Raw genomic sequence first — 20677 nt, 5'->3', positions numbered from 1 at the left:
CTAAAGGGAGAGATTATAATGGAAAGAAGCTTAACAATGGAATTAGTCAGGGTGACCGAAGCGGCCGCCTTAAAATCTGCCCGTTGGATGGGTAGAGGTAAAAAAGATGAGGCAGATGACGCAGCAACAACGGCTATGCGTGATGTGTTTGATACGATTCCAATGCAAGGTACCGTGGTAATAGGTGAAGGCGAAATGGATGAAGCACCAATGCTCTATATTGGTGAAAACCTTGGTACTGGCCATGGGCCAGGTGTCGATGTTGCCGTCGATCCTCTAGAAGGTACTAGTATCGTAGCAAATGGTTCATGGAATGCTCTAGCAGTTATTGCTATTGCGGATAAAGGAACGTTATTACATGCACCTGATATGTATATGCAAAAGATTGCTGTTGGTCCAGAGGCTGTTGGCAAAATTGATATTAATGCTTCTACGTTAGAGAACCTTCAAGCTGTAGCTAAAGCTAAAAATAAAGATGTAGAAGATGTTGTTGTAACCGTATTGGATCGACCTCGCCATAAAGAATTGATTGAGGAAATCCGCCAAGCAGGTGCACGAATTAAATTAATATCCAATGGGGATGTAGCCGGTGCGATTAATACTGCATTTGATGAAACAGGAGTAGACATCTTATTAGGAACTGGCGGTGCTCCAGAGGGAGTTATTGCAGCAGTAGCTTTGAAATGTTTAGGTGGTGAAATGCAAGGAAAGCTTGTTGCATCGAATAAAGAGGAAGAAGAACGTTGTAATAAGATGGGAATTGCTGACCTAAATAAAGTATTGATGATGGAAGATTTTTGTAGTGGAGATGACGCTATATTCGCTGCTACAGGAGTTACGGATGGCGAATTATTAAAAGGCGTTCAATTTAAAGGATCGAAAGCAAAAACAGAAACGATCGTAATGCGTGCGAAGAGTGGTACCGTCCGTTTCGTTGACGGGGCTCACAGCCTGCAGAAAAAACCAAATCTAGTAATCAAATCCTAATGTATGAATGGATTAAAAATTGGTTACAAATAGAAAGTAACAATACTTTCTTTTTCAGATCTACCGGAAAAGGGAGCCCGCGTTAAGTGGCTTCCTTTTCTATTCATTTGACATCTTCAAGACCAACACCTCAATTTTCAAGAATTTCTTAGATAATTATAATTATAGTGTTGAATATTATGCATCAAAAGAGTATTATGGTATATGTTTAATACATGATTATTTTGCTGACTTCTAATCTAGCTTCTACCTTTTCTTCATTTCTACAAGGATAAACCTTCCAAAAGGAGTAAAAAATCTCTGGACTCTTATTGAAATGGGTTTTGCAATTATATTTTTTATTATTAAATGAATGTTTGTAAGGAAGGTAACGTAAATAACTATAATAATGTGTCATACAACTCTTTAGCTTTTTTACTGGTTTTTAAAAACAATTTTACGTTTTAAATATGAATAGGCGTGGTGATTTTTATGGCAGAATTAACTATCTCCCATCTGGAGACGTTAACACTAAAAGAAATTTATGCGTTAGCTCGAGAATATAAAGTTTCTTACTATGCAAAGCTAACGAAAAAAGAACTTATTTTTGCAATTTTAAAAGGACAAGCTGAAAAAGATGGTTATTTATTTATGGATGGGATATTAGAGATCATTCCTTCCGAGGGGTTTGGTTTTTTAAGACCAATAAATTATTCGCCTAGTGCAGAAGACATTTATATTTCTGCATCTCAGATTCGCCGTTTTGACTTACGGAATGGGGACAAGGTATCTGGTAAAGTTCGCCCTCCAAAAGAAAATGAAAGATATTATGGGCTATTACATGTTGATGCTGTAAATGGCGATGATCCTGAAACAGCAAAAGAGCGTGTTCATTTTCCTGCATTAACAGCGTTGTATCCGGATCGCTTAATGAAATTAGAAACAAAAACAAATAAATTATCTACACGAATTATTGATTTAATGACACCCGTAGGTTATGGGCAGCGTGGATTAATAGTAGCACCGCCAAAAGCAGGTAAAACCATTCTATTAAAAGAAATTGCTAATAGTATTTCGGAGAACCACCCGAATGCAAAATTGATTATATTGCTAGTAGATGAACGACCTGAAGAAGTAACGGATATCGAACGTTCTGTTCACCCAGATGTGGATGTAGTAAGCTCTACATTCGATGAAGTACCAGAAAGTCACATTAAAGTTTCGGAGTTAGTATTAGAGCGTGCAATGCGATTAGTAGAGCACAAGCGTGATGTGATCGTTTTGATGGATAGTATTACAAGACTGGCAAGAGCATACAATCTGGTCATTCCACCAAGTGGTCGTACCTTGTCTGGAGGGATCGATCCAGCAGCATTCCATCGTCCAAAACGATTCTTTGGTGCAGCCCGAAACATCGAAGAAGGCGGTAGCTTCACTATACTTGCAACAGCGCTAGTAGATACCGGTTCGCGTATGGATGACGTGATTTATGAAGAATTTAAGGGAACAGGAAACATGGAATTGCACTTAGATCGTAACTTGGCACAACGTCGTATTTTCCCTGCTATTGATATTCTACGATCCGGAACAAGAAAAGAAGAGCTTCTTGTAGAAAAATCACATCTTGACAAAATGTGGGCTATCCGTAAAACCATGCAAGACTCAAATGATTTTCTTGAACGCTTCTTGAGAAGACTTAAGTCCTCAGAGACCAATGATGATTTCTTCCAATTAATGGATGAAGAAATGAAGCGACGTGGCACCAAACGTTAATCAATGCTTGTTCTGTATAAGATATTATTTAAGTCAAGACTATTGCATTCAGTATAGCATACTGTTATAATCTTTTTATGTGAGTTTAGATAAGGTTTACTACCTATGACGGCTCTTACAATAACTCTGTTTCCAAAGGATTCAGGGCAAAAAGGAGTGGAATGACATGAAAAAGGATATTCATCCAGAGTACAGAAAAGTAGTATTTTTAGATACTAGCTCTGATTTCAAATTTTTGAGTGGCTCAACGAAATCATCTGAAGAGACGATCGAATGGGAAGATGGTAACACATACCCGTTAATCCGTGTTGAGATTAGCTCAGATTCACATCCTTTCTACACAGGTAAACAAAAAGCTGACAAAGTTGGCGGACGTGTAGACCGATTCAAGAAGAAATATAATATGAAATAAACAACTGAAGCAACTGCATCGTTGCCGAGGTTAATTTCTAGAAAACGTTGAGAATAATCTCAAGGTTAATCATTGAGTATAACTGTAAAAACAGGCAAAACGTCTAATTTTGCCTGTTTTTTTACTTTTACTATTGATAAAATAAAAATTCTTGGACAACTTAGACGTGAAACGATCTAAGTTTTACAATAAATGTATAGGTTAGACGAATATAATACATAGAATGAGAAAGAGAGGGTACGAATCATGTATGTGATGAAACAGAGCGGCTGGGTAGAGGTAATCTGCGGGAGTATGTTTTCAGGTAAATCAGAAGAACTAATCCGTCGTGTACGTCGTGCTACGTACGCAAATTTATCTGTACGTGTGTTTAAACCAGCAATTGACAATCGTTACGAGGAAGAAGCAGTTGTTTCACATAACGGTACTTCGATCATTGCTCGACCTGTAAAAAGTTCGGACGAACTATTAGAGCATATAGATGAGAAGGTCGACATTATAGGGATTGATGAAGTTCAATTTTTTGATGAAAATATTGTTGAGACAGCTGAGGAATTAGCTAACCGTGGGATTCGCGTAATTATCGCTGGATTAGATACTGATTTTCGTGGGGAACCATTTGGGCCAATGCCTAAGTTAATGGCACTAAGTGAATCAGTAACTAAATTAAATGCGATATGCCCAATATGTGGATCACCAGCAAGCAGAACGCAGCGTTTAATTAATGATAAACCCGCTTCATACGATGATCCAGTGATTCTTGTAGGAGCATCAGAATCGTATGAACCAAGATGCCGCCATCACCATGAAGTTCCCAATAAGCCAAATAATACTATTTTAAATAGTTTGTCAAAGTTATCTAAATAATAGGCGTCCATAGACGTCTTTTTTCCTATTTGAAGCAATTAACAATAGTATTTGTTCTAGGCAAAGGTATTTATCCACAAGCATCGACCAATATATAAAAAAAAGCAGGAATAATTTTGACCTCTCATCAGGAGTATACTATAATTATACTGTTAATTAGAAAGAGGTGACCGTGATGCTAGAACGTTTACAATCTTTAGAAGATCGTTATGATAAATTAAATGAAATGCTAAGTGATCCGGAAATAGTAAATGATTCAACAAAACTCCGTGAATATTCTAAAGAACAAGCAGGACTAGAAGATGTTGTTCAAGCATACCGTGAATATAAAGATGTAACATCTCAGTTAAAAGATGCGAAAGAAATGTTAGAAGATAATTTAGATGAAGAGATGCATGAGATGGTAAAATTAGAAATCTCTGAGCTTAATGAAAATAAAACCGATCTAGAGGAAAAAATGAAAATCCTTCTACTCCCCAAAGATCCTAATGATGATAAGAACGTGTTTATGGAAATTCGCGGTGCAGCTGGCGGAGATGAGGCTGCTTTATTTGCTGGCGATTTATATCGGATGTATTCTCGCTATGCAGAGCAATATGGTTGGAAAATTGATGTTATGGAAGCAAGTACTACTGGTGTAGGTGGTTATAAAGAGATTATCTTTATGATTAATGGAAAAGGAGCCTATTCACGACTAAAATATGAGAACGGTGCGCATCGTGTTCAACGAGTACCTGAAACAGAATCTGGTGGCCGTATACACACATCAACTGCCACTGTGGCTGTTCTTCCTGAAGCAGAAGAAGTCGAAGTTGATATCCATGAAAAAGATATAAGGGTGGACACATTTGCATCTAGTGGTCCAGGAGGGCAAAGTGTTAACACGACAATGTCGGCTGTCCGTTTAACGCATGAACCTACAGGGGTAGTTGTTTCTATACAAGATGAAAAATCACAAATAAAAAACAAAGAAAAAGCAATGAAAGTATTGCGTGCACGAATTTATGATATGTACCAGCGTGAGGCACAGGCAGAATATGATGAAACTCGAAAATCTGCTGTTGGTACGGGAGATCGTTCAGAGCGAATTCGTACTTATAATTTTCCGCAAAATCGTGTGACAGATCACCGAATTGGTTTAACGATACAGAAGTTAGATCAAATACTGCAAGGAAAATTGGATGAGTTTATTGAAGCTTTATTATTAGAAGAACAAACGAAAAAATTAGAACAAATTGGTGAATAAAATGAAGGCAATGAAGCAATATGAAGTCCTAAATTGGGCTTCTCTTTTTTTAGAACAGCATCATCGGGAACAAAGAGTAGCTGAACTTCTCCTGCAATATCATTTAAATGTGTCGTCATCGAGGTTTTATACCATGATGAGAGATTGGATTCCAGAAGATGTGTTAGTTAAGTATGTAGAGGATATTAAACAACATGCTACTATTGGTATTCCTATACAACATCTAATGGGATATGCGTATTTTTATGGACGTAAATTCTATGTTACTAATCATGTGCTTATCCCCAGACCAGAAACGGAAGAACTCGTTTATCATAGTATTTCATCCACAGAAGGTAAATCTGTGGATAAGTTACCAGTAATTGTTGATGCTGGAACTGGAAGTGGTGTCATTGCCATTACACTTGCGTTAGAGCTAGCAAATGCTAAGATCCATGCGACTGATTTATCAAAAGAAGCGCTAAAAGTAGCGAAAAAGAATGCAGATGATCATCAAGCAGCTATCCATTTTCATGATGGGGATTTTCTACAGCCTTTGATTGATCAACAAATTCATGTTGATATGATTGTCTCTAATCCTCCTTATATTTCGATAAAAGAGAAGATGGAGCTTGCTGATACAGTAAGGGATTTTGATCCTGAGCTCGCCTTATTTGCAGAGGATGAGGGACTCGCTGCCTATATCAAACTGATTGATCAATCAAAGCAGGTGCTATGTAAACGCGGAACAATTGTTTTTGAAATTGGTCATCAACAAGGACCTCAAGTTTTGAAGCTTCTAAAAGAAAGTTATCCACATAGTGATGTTGCAATTATAAAAGATATTAATGGAAAAGATCGAATCGTAACAGCGCAGCTTTAGAATCTCGCAGAATAGAGCTTAAGAACTTTTGTCACGATTCTCTTAAAATAATTTATAGAATACTAGTTTAAAATTATCTTCTTCCGAGCATACTGTTTTTTATAGTAAGGGAGGAAATAGGTAATGAAGAAACTAGTATTTTTTGTTTTTATTATTTTCATATTATTATTAAGTATTCCAACGCACATTATTGGAAAACACCCTGAACAATCAAGCCAGAATCAGGAGTATCAAGTGATACCAGATGAGGCAATTCGATTGCGGATTTTGGCAAACAGTGATCAGCAAGAGGATCAGCAATTGAAACGGTTAGTTCGTGATCGTGTAAACGAAAAAATAACGAAATGGGTAGAAGATATTACAGATATTAAGGAAGCTCGCCGATTGATAGAAAAGCGGATTTCAGAAATTAACCAAACAGTTGCGGAGGTTATAAAGGAATCAGGCGAAGAAAATGATTATAAAGTGGAATATGGGAAAAATATAAGTTTCCCTGCTAAGATATATGGATCTTACATCTACCCAGCAGGCGAATATGAAGCTGTATTAATCACTATTGGTGAGGGAAAAGGTGCGAACTGGTGGTGTGTTCTTTTTCCACCATTATGTTTTCTAGATTTCTCTAATGGTACAAGTGCGGTGGCTGCGGAATCAGAAGAAAATGAATCAAAAGAAGCGGATTCTAAAGAACATAAGGAAGCGGAGGAAACAAAGGATGCAGAGGTGAAATTTTTTCTATTTGAATGGCTAGGATTGTCATAGTTTTAGTGAAACGTGCATAAGATAAGGTAAAAGGTTGAAAACTATTAAATCAAATAGAGAGGTGAAAGTATGAATTTAATTCCGGCGGATAAAGCAGAAGAGGGAAAAATAGATAAGTTTTTAGAAAATAACCCTAATGTAAAAAGACAGAGTTTGTTGTGTAAGGGCTATGTAGTCGAATTAAAAGGACAAATAGAGGGATGTTTTATTCTTGAAGAAATGGAAGAAGGAACATATTGGCTTAAGCAGTTATATATTACTCAATCAGAAGCAGCTATACTTCCAGTATTATTAGAAGCAATTTTAATGATGGCAAAACAGCAGCATGCACAACGTGTCTATGTGCATAGTCATCAGCCTGTCGTTGATATATTATTGGAAGCGTTGCAATTTCATCCACAAAAAGAAAGGGTTTTCGTGGATAAATATGATAAAAGTGAAGGAAATTGGTGGTTATATCACGTATCATAAGCATGATTCACAAAAAATCCACAGTTTCTGTTGATAATTAACTGTGAAGCTGTGGATTACTGTGTATAAAAAGATATAAACAACAAAAAATCCTCTTTATACGTATTTATATATGTGGATAACTTTTGAATCTATTCTGTGTATAACTTGGTAGATGAATGATTGCGAAAACATCCTCTATCTACTAAAATAAAAAGGTAGAAAAGAGGTAGCATGATGGAAACAAACTATTGGAAACTTACAAATAATCAACTTAAAGATTGTGAAGCAATTGATGAAGCTGCAACCATGCTTATCAATGGAGAAGTAGTTGCTTTTCCAACAGAAACGGTTTATGGACTCGGTGCAAATGCTACCGATCATGACGCAGTTAATAAGATATTTCAAGCAAAAGGGCGTCCACAAGACAATCCGTTAATTGCTCATGTTTCAGATCGTGTTCAGATGGAAAAACTCGTTGGACCATGGCCAGGCTATGTGGATAACTTAATTGAAGCTTTTACTCCAGGTCCATTGACATTTGTTTTGCCCAGTAATGGCATCTGTGCCACAAATGTGACTGCAGGATTATCCACAATTGGAGTTCGTATTCCGAGTCATCCTGTTGCACAACAATTACTAAAGGCGTGTCAGTTACCTATTGCAGCTCCTAGTGCAAATTTATCTGGAAAACCTAGCCCTACAACAGCAAACCATGTCTTTGCAGATTTAAATGGTAGGATTTCTGGGATTGTGGATGGAGGGCCAACAGGTGTTGGACTTGAATCTACAGTTATCGATTGTACACAAGAGATTCCAGTTATTTTACGTCCTGGGGGCATTACCCAAGAGCAAATTGAAAAAGTTACTGGGGTTGTTATGACAGATCCAGCTTTAGCAAACCAATCAGACAAACCGAAGTCACCAGGAATGAAGTATCGTCATTATTCACCAGAAGTTCCTTTGTGGATTATCGATGGTTCCTTGAAAAGAATGCAGCAAGAAATTACAGGACAAAAGGAAACCGGAAATCGTGTAGGACTTATAGCTAGTAATCACATTGTTGATAAACTGGTAGCAGATGAAGCGATCGCTTTAGGAGAAAATCTGAGTGAGATCGCAGCGAATTTATACCATGCATTACGGACCTTCAAACAAAGTAATGTGGATATTATTATATGTGAAGCTTTTCCGGAAAAGGGCATTGGTCAAGCGGTGATGAATCGGTTGAAAAAGGCTGCAAGTAACTATATATATAGGGATTAAAGCTTGAGTTGTTTTCCTTAAGAAAATGGAATATAACTCTCTGCAAAATAACATGTTTGAAAACGAAAAGACGCTCCTCCTCTATCAAGATAGGCGAAAGAGTGTCTTTTTTAATGAGCAAACAACATGGGAATGGGGGCGACAAGGCTGAATACCTCTCAGTATGGAAATCTTAATTCTATAATGTACGAACTTACAACTACGATATCTATAAGAGGGGCCATTATTCGTATATAGCCTTAGTCGACATAATTGTCCTCCCAAAAAATGAATCGAGATCGTACGCCAGATGGATAAGATCTTTTGAGAATCATAATTTCTTTTGGACGTGCATATAGTTTATAAGCATGTCCAAGGGGGATTATGGATGTCAGGATATATTGGCGAATTTACAGCACTATTATTTTTATCATTGGCATTAGGATTAGATGCTTTTTCCGTAAGCCTTGGGCTAGGAATGCAGCGTTTACGACTAAAACGTGTTGCATTAATTGGTCTTGTTATAGGCGTATTTCACCTTCTGATGCCCTTTATCGGAATTGTATTGGGACAATTGATATCTTCCCAAATTGGCCATTTAACAACATTAGCAGGTGGGTTGTTACTTGTTGGTATTGGTTGTCAAATGGTATTTTCCTCTTTTAACCACCAAGCAAAAAAAATCATCCAACCAATCGGAGTAGGGATGTTTTTACTAGCCTTTGGGTTGAGTATCGATAGTTTTTCGGTAGGTTTAAGTCTTGGCATGTCAGGAGTAAAGACGTTAGTAGCGCTCTTACTATTTGGTGTGATGAGCACCATTCTCTCCTGGGTTGGCATGTTCTTGGGACGAAAAGTTCGTGGGTTTTTAGGTGTGTATAGTGAGATTTTAGGGGGAAGTATTCTAGTGGCATTCGGTCTACGGTTAGTATTTGGATAACGATAAGAGAAAGTTATCAGTAGAAATAATAACCTCGTATTATTCATTTGAGTTGTATTTATGTAAACTGATAATAGTTGTAAATGGTACTGGAAAGAGGGAGAATATGAAGGATATTCTAAGCTATCGATGCGCTGATCAACAAGATCTTCCAGCTATAGTAAAATTACTTGCAGATGACCCGTTAGGAAAACATAGAGAAAATGAGGTAAATCCGCTTCCGGGTTCATATATAGAAGCATTTCAAGCAATTGCAGCAGATCCTAATAATCAATTACTAGTAGCGGTTATTCGTAATCAAATTGTTGGGGTTTTACAATTGACTTTTACTCCGTACCTAACGTACCAGGGGTCGTGGCGAGCTACCATAGAAGGAGTTCGAACGAGTTCAATGGTTAGGGGAAAAGGAATTGGTAGTTATTTAATACGTCAGGCGATAAAATTAGCTAAGGAAAAAGGATGCCATGTTGTTCAATTAACTACGGATAAACGTAGACCATTGGCTAACGCTTTTTATCAGAAACTTGGATTTAGGAATACGCATGATGGAATGAAACTTCATCTTGTATCGGCCTCGTTCAACTAAGAACGAGGTTCTTTTAATAGGAATAAAATGTGGTGGTTTAACTGAAGCAGAATATGATATATTGGAAGTAGCGTTTAGTATCGGAGGTTCCCTATATGAGAATTTTATTTATCTGTACTGGAAATACGTGTCGAAGCCCAATGGCGGAAGCACTAGTGAAAGACAAAATCCCCGAAGTAGAAGTGCAGTCTGCCGGTATTTTTGCAGTAAATGGTCAACAAGCAAGTCCAAAAGCAATGGAAGCTTTGAAACAAAAACAAATCGATATGAACCATTCTTCTCAGCCTATAACCACAAAACTATTAAATTGGGCAGATGTCGTCTTAACAATGACAACCCAACATAAACAGTCGCTAATTATGGAGTACCCTAACTTTCAAGATAAATATTATACGTTAAAAGAATATGTTTCCGAAGCCGATAAAGAAATATGGGGAAAATTAAAAAAGTTATATGCAGCGTACGAGGAAAAAAGGTCATTATTTATTCAGGAAAACCAACATAAATTGGATAATTCCTTACTCGCAAAAAAGATACAAGATCATTTAGCGCATGATATTGAACAAATTCGTAGACTAGAAGCAAATTTAATCAATTATGATATTTCAGATCCATTTGGTGGAGATATGCAAATTTATCAGGAAACGCTGAATGAATTGGAAGAAAATATTGACCTGCTGCAAAAGAAATTAAATTATTAGGCAGGGGAACAGAGAATGGAGAAGAAGAAATATCGATTTAGTTTACGTTTGAAATTAGTTTTATTCACTACCTTATTAGCACTAGTTACATATTCCGTAAGTGCTATATTTCTTTACTACATCTATGATTATGTACAAGGATTTTGGGGGATTTCCGAACAACTATTTACAATAAGTACTTTAATTCTTGGTATTTTATGGTCAGGAATTTTAGCGTTTTTTGCTGCACATGTTATTACCAAACCACTATCTAAGCTTGAACACGCTGCTGGCGAAGCTGCAAAAGGAAATTTAAATCAACACATTGAGATTTCTAAATCTGATGATGAAGTTAGGGCACTTGGAATTTCTTTTGATAAAATGCTTAAAAATTTGGCGAATATCGTACATAATATAGATAGGCATTTTGAAAGTACGAATACATCAGTAATTCAAATTAAAGGAGCCTCTAATCAAGTTTCGGAGCATTCATCTTTTATTCAAACTTCAATTGATGATATTTCTAAAGGCGCTGAAAGCTCAGCAGAGGCAATTCAACAGACAGTAGAATCTGTGGAGTTAGCTACCGAATTAGCCCAAAAAGTTCAAGGAAAGGCAGCTCAGTCAAAGGATAAATCGGATGAAATGCTTCTTATTCTGCAACAGGGGAAACAGTCTGTTAATCGATTAGTAGACGGAATTCAAAAGTTGGCAAATGAACAAGAGCTATCCTTACAAGATGTTGCCCATTTAAAGCAGAATGCATTGCAGGTCGAGACGATTATTACCTTGGTCGGTGATATAGCGGATCAAACGAATTTGTTAGCCTTGAATGCCTCAATAGAAGCTGCACGTGCTGGAGAATATGGGAAGGGGTTTGCAGTAGTTGCTGATGAAATAAGAAAGTTGGCAGATCAAAGTGCTCAAGCTGTGCAAAGAATATCTGGCTTAATTACTGTAATCCAAGAAGATGTTTCAGCTGTCGTTGATAAGTTGAATGAAAATGTATCTTATGCCATAAAGGAAGCGACATATGGGGAAACAGTGAACATGTCGATTACCAACATGTCTAAATCTGTGGAAGATGTTGCAGCAGAAATAGGGGGAATATCAGGTTTAGTAGACAGCCAGTTACTTTCAATTCAAAATACAGTAAGGCAATCTCAGGAGGTAGCTGCGATTGCTGAAGAAACATCTGCTGGAGCTGAGGAAGTAAATGCAGCTATCCATGAACAAGCAAGTACGATTGAACAGGTGGATAGTCTGGCATATGAATTAGAAGAACAAACGAATGATTTAAAACAGCAAATTCATAAGTTCAATGTTAATTAGCTTAGTTAGAAAGGAGTGCGCTTAGATGAAGGTAATTATTACCGCAGACCATGCAGGAATGACGATACGAAACGAAGTGAAAGATTTATTGGAAGAGATGGAGATTGAATTCGAAGATGTTGGCTGTAGCTGTGAATCTTCTGTTGATTATCCTGATTATGCATTGCCTGCAGCAGAGCGTATTGCTAATGGGGAGTTTGATAGAGGTATTTTTATATGTGGTACAGGAATTGGTATGTCCATTGCAGCTAATAAAGTGAAAGGGATACGATGTGCATTAACACATGATGTTTATAGTGCTAAATTGACTCGTCAACATAATAACTCAAATGTTATAGCCTTGGGAGAAAGAGTAATTGGACCAGGGCTGGCACGTGAGATAGCTAAAGTATGGTTAGAGACAGAATTTGATGGAGGGCGTCACGCAAACCGTATTGATAAGATTAAGACGTATGAGGAAAAGTAGAGAATAAACTACGTTCTGATCTAATTTAGGATGGCAGGTGATCAAAAATGACCCAACTGCTCGATCGTATCAGGCAAGAAATGAAAATACTACAGTCAGAATGGGACCGATCTGGGCATCTGCACGACGGGGAATTGTTTGTATTAGGCTGTTCAACAAGTGAAATAAGTGGGAATCGAATAGGCACACTTGGAAGTGAAGAAATTGCTGCTGTGATCTTTGAACAATTACTTAAACTTCGTGAGCAAACGGGTGTCCATCTAGTTTTTCAATGTTGCGAGCATTTAAATCGTGCGCTTGTTGTGGAAAGGGAAACGATGAATCGCTATCAGTTGCAAGAAGTTTCCGTTATACCAGTACCAAAAGCGGGAGGTTCAATGGCCTCTTTTGCTTTTAAACATCTGAAAAATCCTGTTGTGGTGGAGACTATTTCTGCGCATGCTGGGATGGATATAGGAGAAACCATGATAGGGATGCATTTGAAATCGGTAGCTGTCCCACTTCGTTTTCAACAAAGAAACCTGGGAGGTGCTCGTGTTAATGCGGCATTCACGCGTCCAAAACGTATTGGTGGGCATCGTGCCAAATATCCCGATACAAATTCAACTGTAACAGAAAGCTGTAAATAATTTGCTTACAACTTAAGTAGTATAAAATACATAGGAGGGGTTACGATGGAACATGTAAAACAAACCGACGTTGAATTATTTGAAGCTATGGAAGCAGAAAAGAAAAGACAGCAGGATAAAATTGAGCTTATTGCGTCTGAAAATTTTGTCTCGGAAGCAGTTATGGAAGCAATGGGTTCAGTATTAACTAATAAATACGCTGAGGGATATCCTGGAAAACGATATTATGGTGGGTGTGAACATGTAGATGTAGTTGAAAACCTAGCAAGAGATCGTGCTAAACAATTATTTGGTGCTGATCATGCAAACGTACAACCGCATTCTGGGGCTCAAGCAAATATGGCAGTTTACTTTACTGTATTAGAGCCAGGAGATACAGTGTTGGGGATGAATTTAAATCATGGAGGTCATTTAACCCATGGTAGTCCAGTCAACTTTAGTGGAACACTCTATAATTTTGTTGAATATGGTGTAGACGAAAAGACCGAACAATTAGATTACAATGCTGTTCTGCGCAAAGCTCAAGAGGTTCAACCGAAACTAATTGTGGCGGGGGCGAGTGCTTATTCTCGGATGATCGATTTTGCTAAATTTCGAGATATAGCAGATAGTGTAGGGGCATATTTAATGGTCGACATGGCTCATATTGCAGGTTTAGTAGCATCTGGTCTTCATCCAAATCCAGTACCATATGCTGACTTTGTAACTACAACAACTCACAAAACATTGCGTGGCCCACGTGGTGGAATGATTCTATGTAAAGAAGAATTTGCCAAAAAGATTGATAAAACGGTTTTTCCTGGAATGCAGGGTGGACCTTTAATGCATATTATTGCTGCAAAAGCAGTTTCATTTAAAGAAGCTTTATCAGATTCATTTAAAACATATAGTAAACAAATTATAGAGAATGCAACCATGCTGGGGCAAGCGCTACAAGAAGAAGGAATTCGAATTGTATCTGGTGGCACAGACAACCACTTGCTATTATTGGATGTTACGCCATTAGGTTTAACCGGGAAAGTTTCAGAAAAGGTTTTAGACGATATTGGGATTACTGCAAATAAAAATACCATTCCTTTCGATAAAGAAAGTCCGTTTGTAACAAGTGGTGTTCGAATTGGAACCGCAGCCGTCACCTCTCGTGGGTTCGGTAAAGAAGAAATGAAAGAGATAGCAGCAATTATTGCACTCACACTGAAAAATCATGAAGATGAAAATGTGTTAAAGACAGCAGAACAACGTGTAAAAGATTTAACCGAAAGATTTCCATTGTATACCGTGTATGCATAATTGTTAGAGATGCCCTTTTAGGGCATCTCTTTGCTTTGGGTTAGTAAATATAGGTAATGAAATTGGGCAGTTAATCTCTATAAATCGTTCATGTTAACGTATTGTTTACAAACCTGTAAGCGATTTGCAATCTGTAAATGTTCCTGCACAGGTTGAAAGCTCGTCTAATTTTGAGTACAATTTTAAAGATGCAACTAATAAAAAGGAGTGAACGGCAAAATGGGACAGGTTTTCGTATTGGATCATCCATTAATACAACATAAATTAACGTACATAAGAGATAAGCATACAGGAACGAAAGAATTTCGTGAATTAGTAGACGAAGTAGCGATGCTTATGGCCTTTGAAATTACCAGAAACTTACCGCTGCAACCAAAAACAATTGAAACACCAGTTGTGGAGACAGAATCAAGTGTTTTAGCAGGTAAAAAAATTGGATTGGTTCCTATTCTTCGTGCTGGGTTAGGTATGGTAGATGGTATGTTAAAACTAATTCCAGCTGCAAAAGTAGGGCATGTTGGCTTATACCGCGATCCTAAAACGTTACAGCCTGTGGAGTACTACATTAAATTACCTTCCGATATTGAGGAACGAGAATTAATCGTTATCGACCCAATGTTAGCAACTGGTGGATCAGCAAATGATGCGATTCATTCATTAAAAAAACGAGGTGCTCAGAATATACGATTAATGTGCCTCATTGCAGCTCCAGAAGGGGTAGAAGTTATTAAAAAAGACCATCCCGATGTTGATATCTATTTAGGTGCTTTAGATGAAAAGTTAGACGAAAAAGGCTATATTATCCCAGGGCTAGGGGACGCAGGTGACCGATTGTTTGGTACGAAATAAATAGAGAGATTCGATAATGAATAGTCTTTGGAGTGAGAGATAATGACAAACCGGATTAAAGTAATGACTATATTTGGAACAAGGCCGGAAGCTATAAAAATGGCCCCACTCGTACTGGAACTAAATAAACGTAAGGATCAGTTTGAATCGATTGTTACGGTAACCGCACAGCATAGGGAAATGTTAGATCAAGTGCTAGATATTTTTGCTATCACCCCTGATTACGACTTGAACATTATGAAGAAGCAGCAAACATTAGCACAGATTACAACGCGTGCTTTAGAAGGATTAGATGAGGTTATGAAAGAAACAAAGCCGGATGTTGTACTTGTTCATGGCGATACAACAACAACATTTGCCGCTTCGCTTGCTGCATATTACAATCAAATTGCGGTTGGACATGTGGAGGCAGGCCTTAGAACATGGAATAAATACTCTCCTTATCCGGAAGAGCTTAATCGCCAGCTTACCGGGGTAATGGCGGACTTGCATTTTTCTCCAACAGAGAAATCCAAGCAGAATCTTATCCAAGAAAATAAACCTAAAGAGCATATTGTGGTTACAGGAAATACAGCCATTGACGCATTAAAAACAACGGTGGATCAATCGTATCAGCATCCTATTTTAGATGAACTAGGAGACAAGCGTCTTGTATTGATGACCGCTCATCGTAGAGAAAATCTAGGGAATAATATGAAGCAAATGTTTCGAGCGATTAAGCGTCTAGTAGAAACCCATGATGATATACATGTTGTTTATCCAGTTCACTTAAATCCTGTAGTACAGGAAACAGCAAATGATATTTTGGGTAATGATGAGCGTATTCAACTTATTAAACCATTAGGTGTAGTTGATTTTCATAATTTTGCAGCGCGTTCCCATTTAATTTTGACTGATTCAGGTGGTGTACAAGAGGAGGCTCCTTCATTAGGCGTACCTGTGCTTGTTCTTAGGGATACGACAGAACGGCCGGAAGGAATTGATGCTGGAACCTTAAAATTAGCTGGAACGGATGAAGATACGATATACCAATTAGCTCATCAGCTTTTATCTGATCAACAGGCATATGATGACATGGCGAAAGCTGCAAATCCATATGGGGACGGTGAAGCATCTCGTCGCATTACTGATGCCATCCTAGATTATTTTAGTACATGATAATGGAATCAGGCGAGATAAAGCATTTTTAGACACAGATATTCCGAATTACTATCCGAGTATAAAAAGGTACATCCGGATGGTAGTTCGGATTTTTTGTTTTGCTTTTATAATGTGATTACCACGGTGATCATAACAGCTGAAAATAGGTCTGACTCCAATGGAACAGGGCGTGTCCGAAAACCTATTAAGGCAATAATATTTGCTCTCATCTACAAGCATGAGCTAATTTAGTTACCATTAATCAACGATTCTTAGTAACTTAAAATCACAATCACTGGTTTGTACTGCACGTTAAATGTTTGGAGGGCTAAGTATATGTATATTTTTCCCTTTGCTTCAAAAGCTAAGGAGAAAAGGAGTGCAGACCATGGGGCGAATTCTTGTTTTGATGTGCTTATTATCAATTATACCGATAACCTCTTCCTTCGCAGCGGAAACGGAGGATCATATACAATCGATCATTATTGAGGTGGAAGGTGATCCAAATGAACATAAGGAATATGTACAAACACACTACCCATCCGTAGAAGTAGTAGCTGTGTATACAAAGTTATTTAATGGGATAGCACTTCAAGGGGAAGATCAAGCATTAGACCGAATGCAATCACTTGATTTTGTTAAGAACATACATACTGTGCAAACATATGAAGCAACAGAGCAAACAACAACTCTAGAGGCAGCAGCTGATCCAAATGCAGTTTTTCCTGCTGAACTTAATACAACAGGTTATACAGGAGAAGGGGTGAAAGTGGGAGTTATTGATACAGGCATAGATTATGAGCATCCAGATTTACAAAAAAATTATCAAAAAGGATATGATCTTGTGGATTTAGATGATGATCCAATGGAGACAACATCACAGCAGGGGATTCCTACCCTACATGGTTCTCATGTTGCTGGTATTATTGCAGCCGATGGTGACATGAAGGGAGTGGCACCGGATGCTGATATCTACGCTTATCGTGCCCTTGGTCCAGGTGGACAAGGAACATCCATTCAAGTCATTGCAGCAATGGAACAAGCAGTAGAAGATGGTGTAGACGTGATGAATCTTTCGCTTGGTAATAATGTTAATGGACCTGATTACCCAACAAGTGTTGCGGTTAATAAGGCAGCTCAGTTAGGAGTAGCGGTTGTCATTGCAAATGGAAATAATGGTCCTGGTGATTGGACAGTAGGGTCTCCAGCAACTGCAAATAAAGCAATGTCTGTTGGTGCATCTAGTCCGAAGCAAGAAATTCCCTTTCTATATGAAAGATGGGAGGATAAAAAGATTGAAATTACACCAATGGCTGGTTCTATTCCCTGGGATTTAAATACGTTTTATGATCTTGTTGATGCAGAAACAACCAAAGATTTGGATGGGAAAATTGCCTTATTCCAAAGAGGGAGTATCCCTTTTACGGAGAAAGCAAGGCTAGCGCAGGAAAAAGGTGCTAGGGCGGTTGTGATATATAATAAAGATGAGGGCGCATTTCAAGGAATGATTGACAATAAGCAACAACATATTAAAATCCCGGTTGTATCCATATCTAAAGTAGATGGAGAATGGTTGGTAGATAAACTTAAAGATAAACAAAAAGTTTCCCTAGAAACACATTACCAAACCAAACAGCAATCGATAGCTGAATTTAGTTCGAGGGGACCAGTTACCGTGAATTGGAATATTAAGCCTGATATATTAGCTCCAGGTACTTCGATTTTAAGTACTGTGCCTGGAGGTTATCAAGTACTACAAGGAACTAGTATGGCAGCACCACATGTAGCTGGAGCAATTGCTCTATTAAAAGAAGCAAAGCCTGATTGGACGAATCAACAAATATATGGTGCATTAAAGACAACAGCAGTACAAATGAAAGATGGGAATAAACAACTAGTTCAACCTATTATACAAGGTATGGGGTTGATAAAACCACAGGAAGCAATGGAAACAGAAACGATTTTATACGATCCACAATTGGCATTTGGGCAGATTACCGATTACAGTCAATCAAAAAGAGAGAACATAGTGATTGAAAATACAACCAATGAAACGCAAACCTATCGTTTTAATGTTCCGTATAAACAGGCTGGTTATAGTTGGAAATTGCCAACTTCATTTACGTTAGAACCAAAGGAAAAAAAGAAAGTTCCTATTGAATTAAAGGTAACCTCTCCTCAATTAAAAACCGGTGTTCACCAAGGGTGGATTACACTTGAGAGGAAAGGAAAAACATATCGGCTACCTTATTTGTTTGTTAATCAATCTGCAGATAACCCAAAAGCAATGGGGTTTGAATTTACATTAAAACCATTTTCTAAAGAGGAATTTACTTACCGCTTGTATTTAACGGAACCGACCAAACGGGTAGAAGTTGATTTGTATAATCCGGATACCCTTATGTTTGAGCGAAATTTGATGACCAAGGAAGCGTTAGATACAGGAGTGAACGAGGGGCAAATAGATAAGAAGAAAGTAGGAAAATCCGGTCATTATTTGGCGATTATAACCATACAATTAGCCAATGGAAAATATGAAAGTTACGAGACAATGATTGCCATACCATAAGTAATCGAATCACTGCATCAAGCACCCCTTTTAGTTCACAAAAATGTCATGAATGGAGGTAAGGGAATCCACTATAATAGTAGTAGGAATTCCCTTTATTTCCGTTGAATTTAAGTGCTTATGGGAACATTTTAAAAAGATGTCGAAAAATGAAGATGTATCTCTACAAATTGGCTCTATAATTTCGCGTAAAATATCGCCGAAACCAATTGACATTAAGGGGTAGCTCATGTAAACTTGCTTAGTGTGGAATGGTAGGGGTTTCACAGCGTTAACGTATATTTCTTCATTAAACAGCCGTTACATAAAAAAGTTGTAACCCAGCTGTAAACATAGGATTTTCTACATCTTAACTTCGAATGACAAGCAGTAAGGATTACACAATAGGGTTATAGCTTCCTAAGTACTATAATACGAACAAGCTTTACAACATTGCAAAGAACATGAGGAAGAGTGAATTATGTCGCAATATAAAAAAATGATCGAACGACAACGAAAATGGATGTTCTATCTTCTTGCAATTCTAGTATTAGGAGCTGGATTCACACCTTATCCACGTATTTTCCTCGGGCTGCTGTTAGGGAGTGTAGTAAGTTTTTATAACTTATACTTACTCCAAAAAAAGATTGATGATTTTGCAGAATCTGCAGTAAAGCAACAACGTGCAAAAGGGCTTGGGACAGTATCACGATTCGCAGCCGCAGCTTTAGCAGTCATCATCGCACTTCGATTCGAAGCATATTTTCACATAATCGCAGTTATTTTGGGATTAATGACATCTTATTTCGTCATTATGATAGATTTTGCTCTTAATATTAAACATTCGGGCAAGAAAGAGGGGTGAATTACATGGATCATACTGCACCAATAGTACATGATGTATTTGGTATTTCATGGCTTGATTTTAATTTGTCTAATGTATTAATGATGTTTATTACATCTTTAATTGTTTTCGTTCTATGTGTACTAGGTGCCAGAAAGCTACAAATGAAACCAAGAGGTGCACAAAATGTAATGGAATGGGTTCTCGACTTTGTCAAAGGTATTGTAAATGATGCCATGGATTGGAGAACAGGTAAGCTATTCCTTCCTCTAGCATTAACTTTATTCACTTATATTCTAGTAGGTAATATGTTAGGGGTTATTACAAATGGCGTTTATGGTCATGACCTTTGGTGGAAATCGCCAACGGCTGACCCAGGAATCACCTTAACTTTAGCAGCCATGGTCATTATATTATCACATTTCTATGGCATTAAACTACGTGGTGGAAAAGAATATGTAAAGGATTATTTTCGACCACTACCGTTTTTATTTCCAATAAAGGTTATTGAAGAGTTCTCTAATACTTTAACATTAGGCTTACGTCTATTTGGTAACCTATATGCTGGAGAAGTATTATTATCTCTATTAGTTGGCTTAACCACTTCGTCCGTAGTTGGATTCTTAGGTGGTGCTATACCATTCTTAGCATGGCAAGGGTTCAGCGTGTTTATTGGAGGAATCCAAGCCTTTATCTTCACAATGCTGTCAATGGTATATATTTCACACAAGGTAAGTGAAGAACATTAATATTGTTAATTAGCCTGTCACTATTAAAGTTTAATAGGATA

21 protein-coding genes are annotated in these 20677 nt (G+C 37.6%); all 21 read left to right on the top strand.

Features of this window, described 5'->3' with window-relative positions:
* Positions 1–18 precede the first annotated feature (18 nt).
* The 21 genes from glpX to atpB all read left to right on the top strand — a co-directional run bounded on the left by glpX (position 19) and on the right by atpB (position 20636).
* Positions 19–987: a class II fructose-bisphosphatase gene (glpX, locus tag M948_RS28550; protein ID WP_021289845.1), complete on the top strand. Its 969-nt coding sequence runs from the start codon at positions 19–21 to the stop codon at positions 985–987.
* Between the two features lie 471 nt (positions 988–1458).
* The gene (gene rho, locus M948_RS28545; protein WP_021289844.1) at positions 1459–2739 is read left to right on the top strand and encodes a transcription termination factor Rho; all 1281 of its coding nucleotides are present in this window, start codon (positions 1459–1461) and stop codon (positions 2737–2739) included.
* A gap of 166 nt (positions 2740–2905) precedes the next feature.
* Positions 2906–3151, top strand: coding sequence for a type B 50S ribosomal protein L31 (locus tag M948_RS28540; protein ID WP_021289843.1), 246 nt, complete (start codon positions 2906–2908; stop codon positions 3149–3151).
* 246 nt (positions 3152–3397) lie between these two features.
* Entirely contained in the window at positions 3398–4018 is a 621-nt protein-coding gene (locus tag M948_RS28535; protein WP_021289842.1) for a thymidine kinase, read from the top strand.
* A gap of 175 nt (positions 4019–4193) precedes the next feature.
* The gene (gene prfA / locus M948_RS28530) at positions 4194–5264 is read left to right on the top strand and encodes a peptide chain release factor 1 (RefSeq protein WP_021289841.1); all 1071 of its coding nucleotides are present in this window, start codon (positions 4194–4196) and stop codon (positions 5262–5264) included.
* Between the two features lies 1 nt (position 5265).
* Complete coding sequence (gene prmC, locus M948_RS28525) at positions 5266–6126, top strand: peptide chain release factor N(5)-glutamine methyltransferase (protein WP_021289840.1); 861 nt, start codon at positions 5266–5268, stop codon at positions 6124–6126.
* Between the two features lie 123 nt (positions 6127–6249).
* Positions 6250–6888: a stage II sporulation protein R gene (spoIIR, locus tag M948_RS28520; RefSeq protein WP_021289839.1), complete on the top strand. Its 639-nt coding sequence runs from the start codon at positions 6250–6252 to the stop codon at positions 6886–6888.
* Positions 6889–6957: 69 nt separating this feature from the next.
* Positions 6958–7359, top strand: a complete 402-nt coding sequence (locus M948_RS28515; protein WP_021289838.1) for a hypothetical protein — start codon at positions 6958–6960, stop codon at positions 7357–7359.
* Positions 7360–7575: 216 nt separating this feature from the next.
* Positions 7576–8604 (top strand): L-threonylcarbamoyladenylate synthase, encoded by a 1029-nt coding sequence (locus M948_RS28510; RefSeq protein WP_021289837.1) that lies wholly within the window; start codon positions 7576–7578, stop codon positions 8602–8604.
* A gap of 367 nt (positions 8605–8971) precedes the next feature.
* Complete coding sequence (locus M948_RS28505) at positions 8972–9523, top strand: manganese efflux pump MntP (RefSeq protein WP_021289836.1); 552 nt, start codon at positions 8972–8974, stop codon at positions 9521–9523.
* 106 nt (positions 9524–9629) lie between these two features.
* The gene (locus tag M948_RS28500) at positions 9630–10109 is read left to right on the top strand and encodes a GNAT family N-acetyltransferase (protein WP_021289835.1); all 480 of its coding nucleotides are present in this window, start codon (positions 9630–9632) and stop codon (positions 10107–10109) included.
* A gap of 95 nt (positions 10110–10204) precedes the next feature.
* Positions 10205–10810, top strand: a complete 606-nt coding sequence (locus tag M948_RS28495; protein ID WP_021289834.1) for a low molecular weight protein arginine phosphatase — start codon at positions 10205–10207, stop codon at positions 10808–10810.
* Between the two features lie 15 nt (positions 10811–10825).
* Positions 10826–12121, top strand: coding sequence for a methyl-accepting chemotaxis protein (locus M948_RS28490; protein ID WP_021289833.1), 1296 nt, complete (start codon positions 10826–10828; stop codon positions 12119–12121).
* 25 nt (positions 12122–12146) lie between these two features.
* Complete coding sequence (rpiB, locus tag M948_RS28485; RefSeq protein ID WP_021289832.1) at positions 12147–12587, top strand: ribose 5-phosphate isomerase B; 441 nt, start codon at positions 12147–12149, stop codon at positions 12585–12587.
* 80 nt (positions 12588–12667) lie between these two features.
* On the top strand, positions 12668–13216 hold the full coding sequence (locus tag M948_RS28480; protein WP_231378664.1) for a TIGR01440 family protein: 549 nt from the start codon (positions 12668–12670) through the stop codon (positions 13214–13216).
* 45 nt (positions 13217–13261) lie between these two features.
* A complete protein-coding gene (gene glyA / locus M948_RS28475) occupies positions 13262–14506 on the top strand; it encodes a serine hydroxymethyltransferase (RefSeq protein ID WP_021289830.1) in 1245 nt (414 codons plus the stop codon).
* A gap of 219 nt (positions 14507–14725) precedes the next feature.
* The gene (gene upp, locus M948_RS28470; RefSeq protein ID WP_021289829.1) at positions 14726–15355 is read left to right on the top strand and encodes a uracil phosphoribosyltransferase; all 630 of its coding nucleotides are present in this window, start codon (positions 14726–14728) and stop codon (positions 15353–15355) included.
* A 42-nt stretch (positions 15356–15397) separates the two neighbouring features.
* Entirely contained in the window at positions 15398–16513 is a 1116-nt protein-coding gene (gene wecB, locus M948_RS28465; protein WP_021289828.1) for a non-hydrolyzing UDP-N-acetylglucosamine 2-epimerase, read from the top strand.
* 370 nt (positions 16514–16883) lie between these two features.
* Positions 16884–19064, top strand: coding sequence for a S8 family serine peptidase (locus M948_RS28460; RefSeq protein ID WP_021289827.1), 2181 nt, complete (start codon positions 16884–16886; stop codon positions 19062–19064).
* Positions 19065–19524: 460 nt separating this feature from the next.
* Positions 19525–19908 (top strand): ATP synthase subunit I, encoded by a 384-nt coding sequence (locus tag M948_RS28455; RefSeq protein WP_021289826.1) that lies wholly within the window; start codon positions 19525–19527, stop codon positions 19906–19908.
* Positions 19909–19913: 5 nt separating this feature from the next.
* Entirely contained in the window at positions 19914–20636 is a 723-nt protein-coding gene (gene atpB / locus M948_RS28450) for a F0F1 ATP synthase subunit A (RefSeq protein WP_021289825.1), read from the top strand.
* Positions 20637–20677: the final 41 nt, after the last annotated feature.

Origin of the sequence: Virgibacillus sp. CM-4 (genome assembly GCF_000445495.1) — a bacterium.
Taxonomy (GTDB): domain Bacteria; phylum Bacillota; class Bacilli; order Bacillales; family Amphibacillaceae; genus Virgibacillus; species Virgibacillus salexigens.
Note: the sequence above shows the minus strand (reverse complement) of the source record. Positions and strands in the feature narration are given on the sequence as shown.

What these genes read in the sequence shown, in the direction of transcription:
- glpX (WP_021289845.1), top strand. Translation starts at nt 19, where the DNA reads ATGGAAAGAAGCTTAACAATGGAATTAGTCAGGGTGACCGAAGCGGCC.
- rho (WP_021289844.1), top strand. Translation starts at nt 1,459, where the DNA reads ATGGCAGAATTAACTATCTCCCATCTGGAGACGTTAACACTAAAAGAA.
- M948_RS28540 (WP_021289843.1), top strand. Translation starts at nt 2,906, where the DNA reads ATGAAAAAGGATATTCATCCAGAGTACAGAAAAGTAGTATTTTTAGAT.
- M948_RS28535 (WP_021289842.1), top strand. Translation starts at nt 3,398, where the DNA reads ATGTATGTGATGAAACAGAGCGGCTGGGTAGAGGTAATCTGCGGGAGT.
- prfA (WP_021289841.1), top strand. Translation starts at nt 4,194, where the DNA reads ATGCTAGAACGTTTACAATCTTTAGAAGATCGTTATGATAAATTAAAT.
- prmC (WP_021289840.1), top strand. Translation starts at nt 5,266, where the DNA reads ATGAAGGCAATGAAGCAATATGAAGTCCTAAATTGGGCTTCTCTTTTT.
- spoIIR (WP_021289839.1), top strand. Translation starts at nt 6,250, where the DNA reads ATGAAGAAACTAGTATTTTTTGTTTTTATTATTTTCATATTATTATTA.
- M948_RS28515 (WP_021289838.1), top strand. Translation starts at nt 6,958, where the DNA reads ATGAATTTAATTCCGGCGGATAAAGCAGAAGAGGGAAAAATAGATAAG.
- M948_RS28510 (WP_021289837.1), top strand. Translation starts at nt 7,576, where the DNA reads ATGGAAACAAACTATTGGAAACTTACAAATAATCAACTTAAAGATTGT.
- M948_RS28505 (WP_021289836.1), top strand. Translation starts at nt 8,972, where the DNA reads ATGTCAGGATATATTGGCGAATTTACAGCACTATTATTTTTATCATTG.
- M948_RS28500 (WP_021289835.1), top strand. Translation starts at nt 9,630, where the DNA reads ATGAAGGATATTCTAAGCTATCGATGCGCTGATCAACAAGATCTTCCA.
- M948_RS28495 (WP_021289834.1), top strand. Translation starts at nt 10,205, where the DNA reads ATGAGAATTTTATTTATCTGTACTGGAAATACGTGTCGAAGCCCAATG.
- M948_RS28490 (WP_021289833.1), top strand. Translation starts at nt 10,826, where the DNA reads ATGGAGAAGAAGAAATATCGATTTAGTTTACGTTTGAAATTAGTTTTA.
- rpiB (WP_021289832.1), top strand. Translation starts at nt 12,147, where the DNA reads ATGAAGGTAATTATTACCGCAGACCATGCAGGAATGACGATACGAAAC.
- M948_RS28480 (WP_231378664.1), top strand. Translation starts at nt 12,668, where the DNA reads ATGAAAATACTACAGTCAGAATGGGACCGATCTGGGCATCTGCACGAC.
- glyA (WP_021289830.1), top strand. Translation starts at nt 13,262, where the DNA reads ATGGAACATGTAAAACAAACCGACGTTGAATTATTTGAAGCTATGGAA.
- upp (WP_021289829.1), top strand. Translation starts at nt 14,726, where the DNA reads ATGGGACAGGTTTTCGTATTGGATCATCCATTAATACAACATAAATTA.
- wecB (WP_021289828.1), top strand. Translation starts at nt 15,398, where the DNA reads ATGACAAACCGGATTAAAGTAATGACTATATTTGGAACAAGGCCGGAA.
- M948_RS28460 (WP_021289827.1), top strand. Translation starts at nt 16,884, where the DNA reads ATGGGGCGAATTCTTGTTTTGATGTGCTTATTATCAATTATACCGATA.
- M948_RS28455 (WP_021289826.1), top strand. Translation starts at nt 19,525, where the DNA reads ATGTCGCAATATAAAAAAATGATCGAACGACAACGAAAATGGATGTTC.
- atpB (WP_021289825.1), top strand. Translation starts at nt 19,914, where the DNA reads ATGGATCATACTGCACCAATAGTACATGATGTATTTGGTATTTCATGG.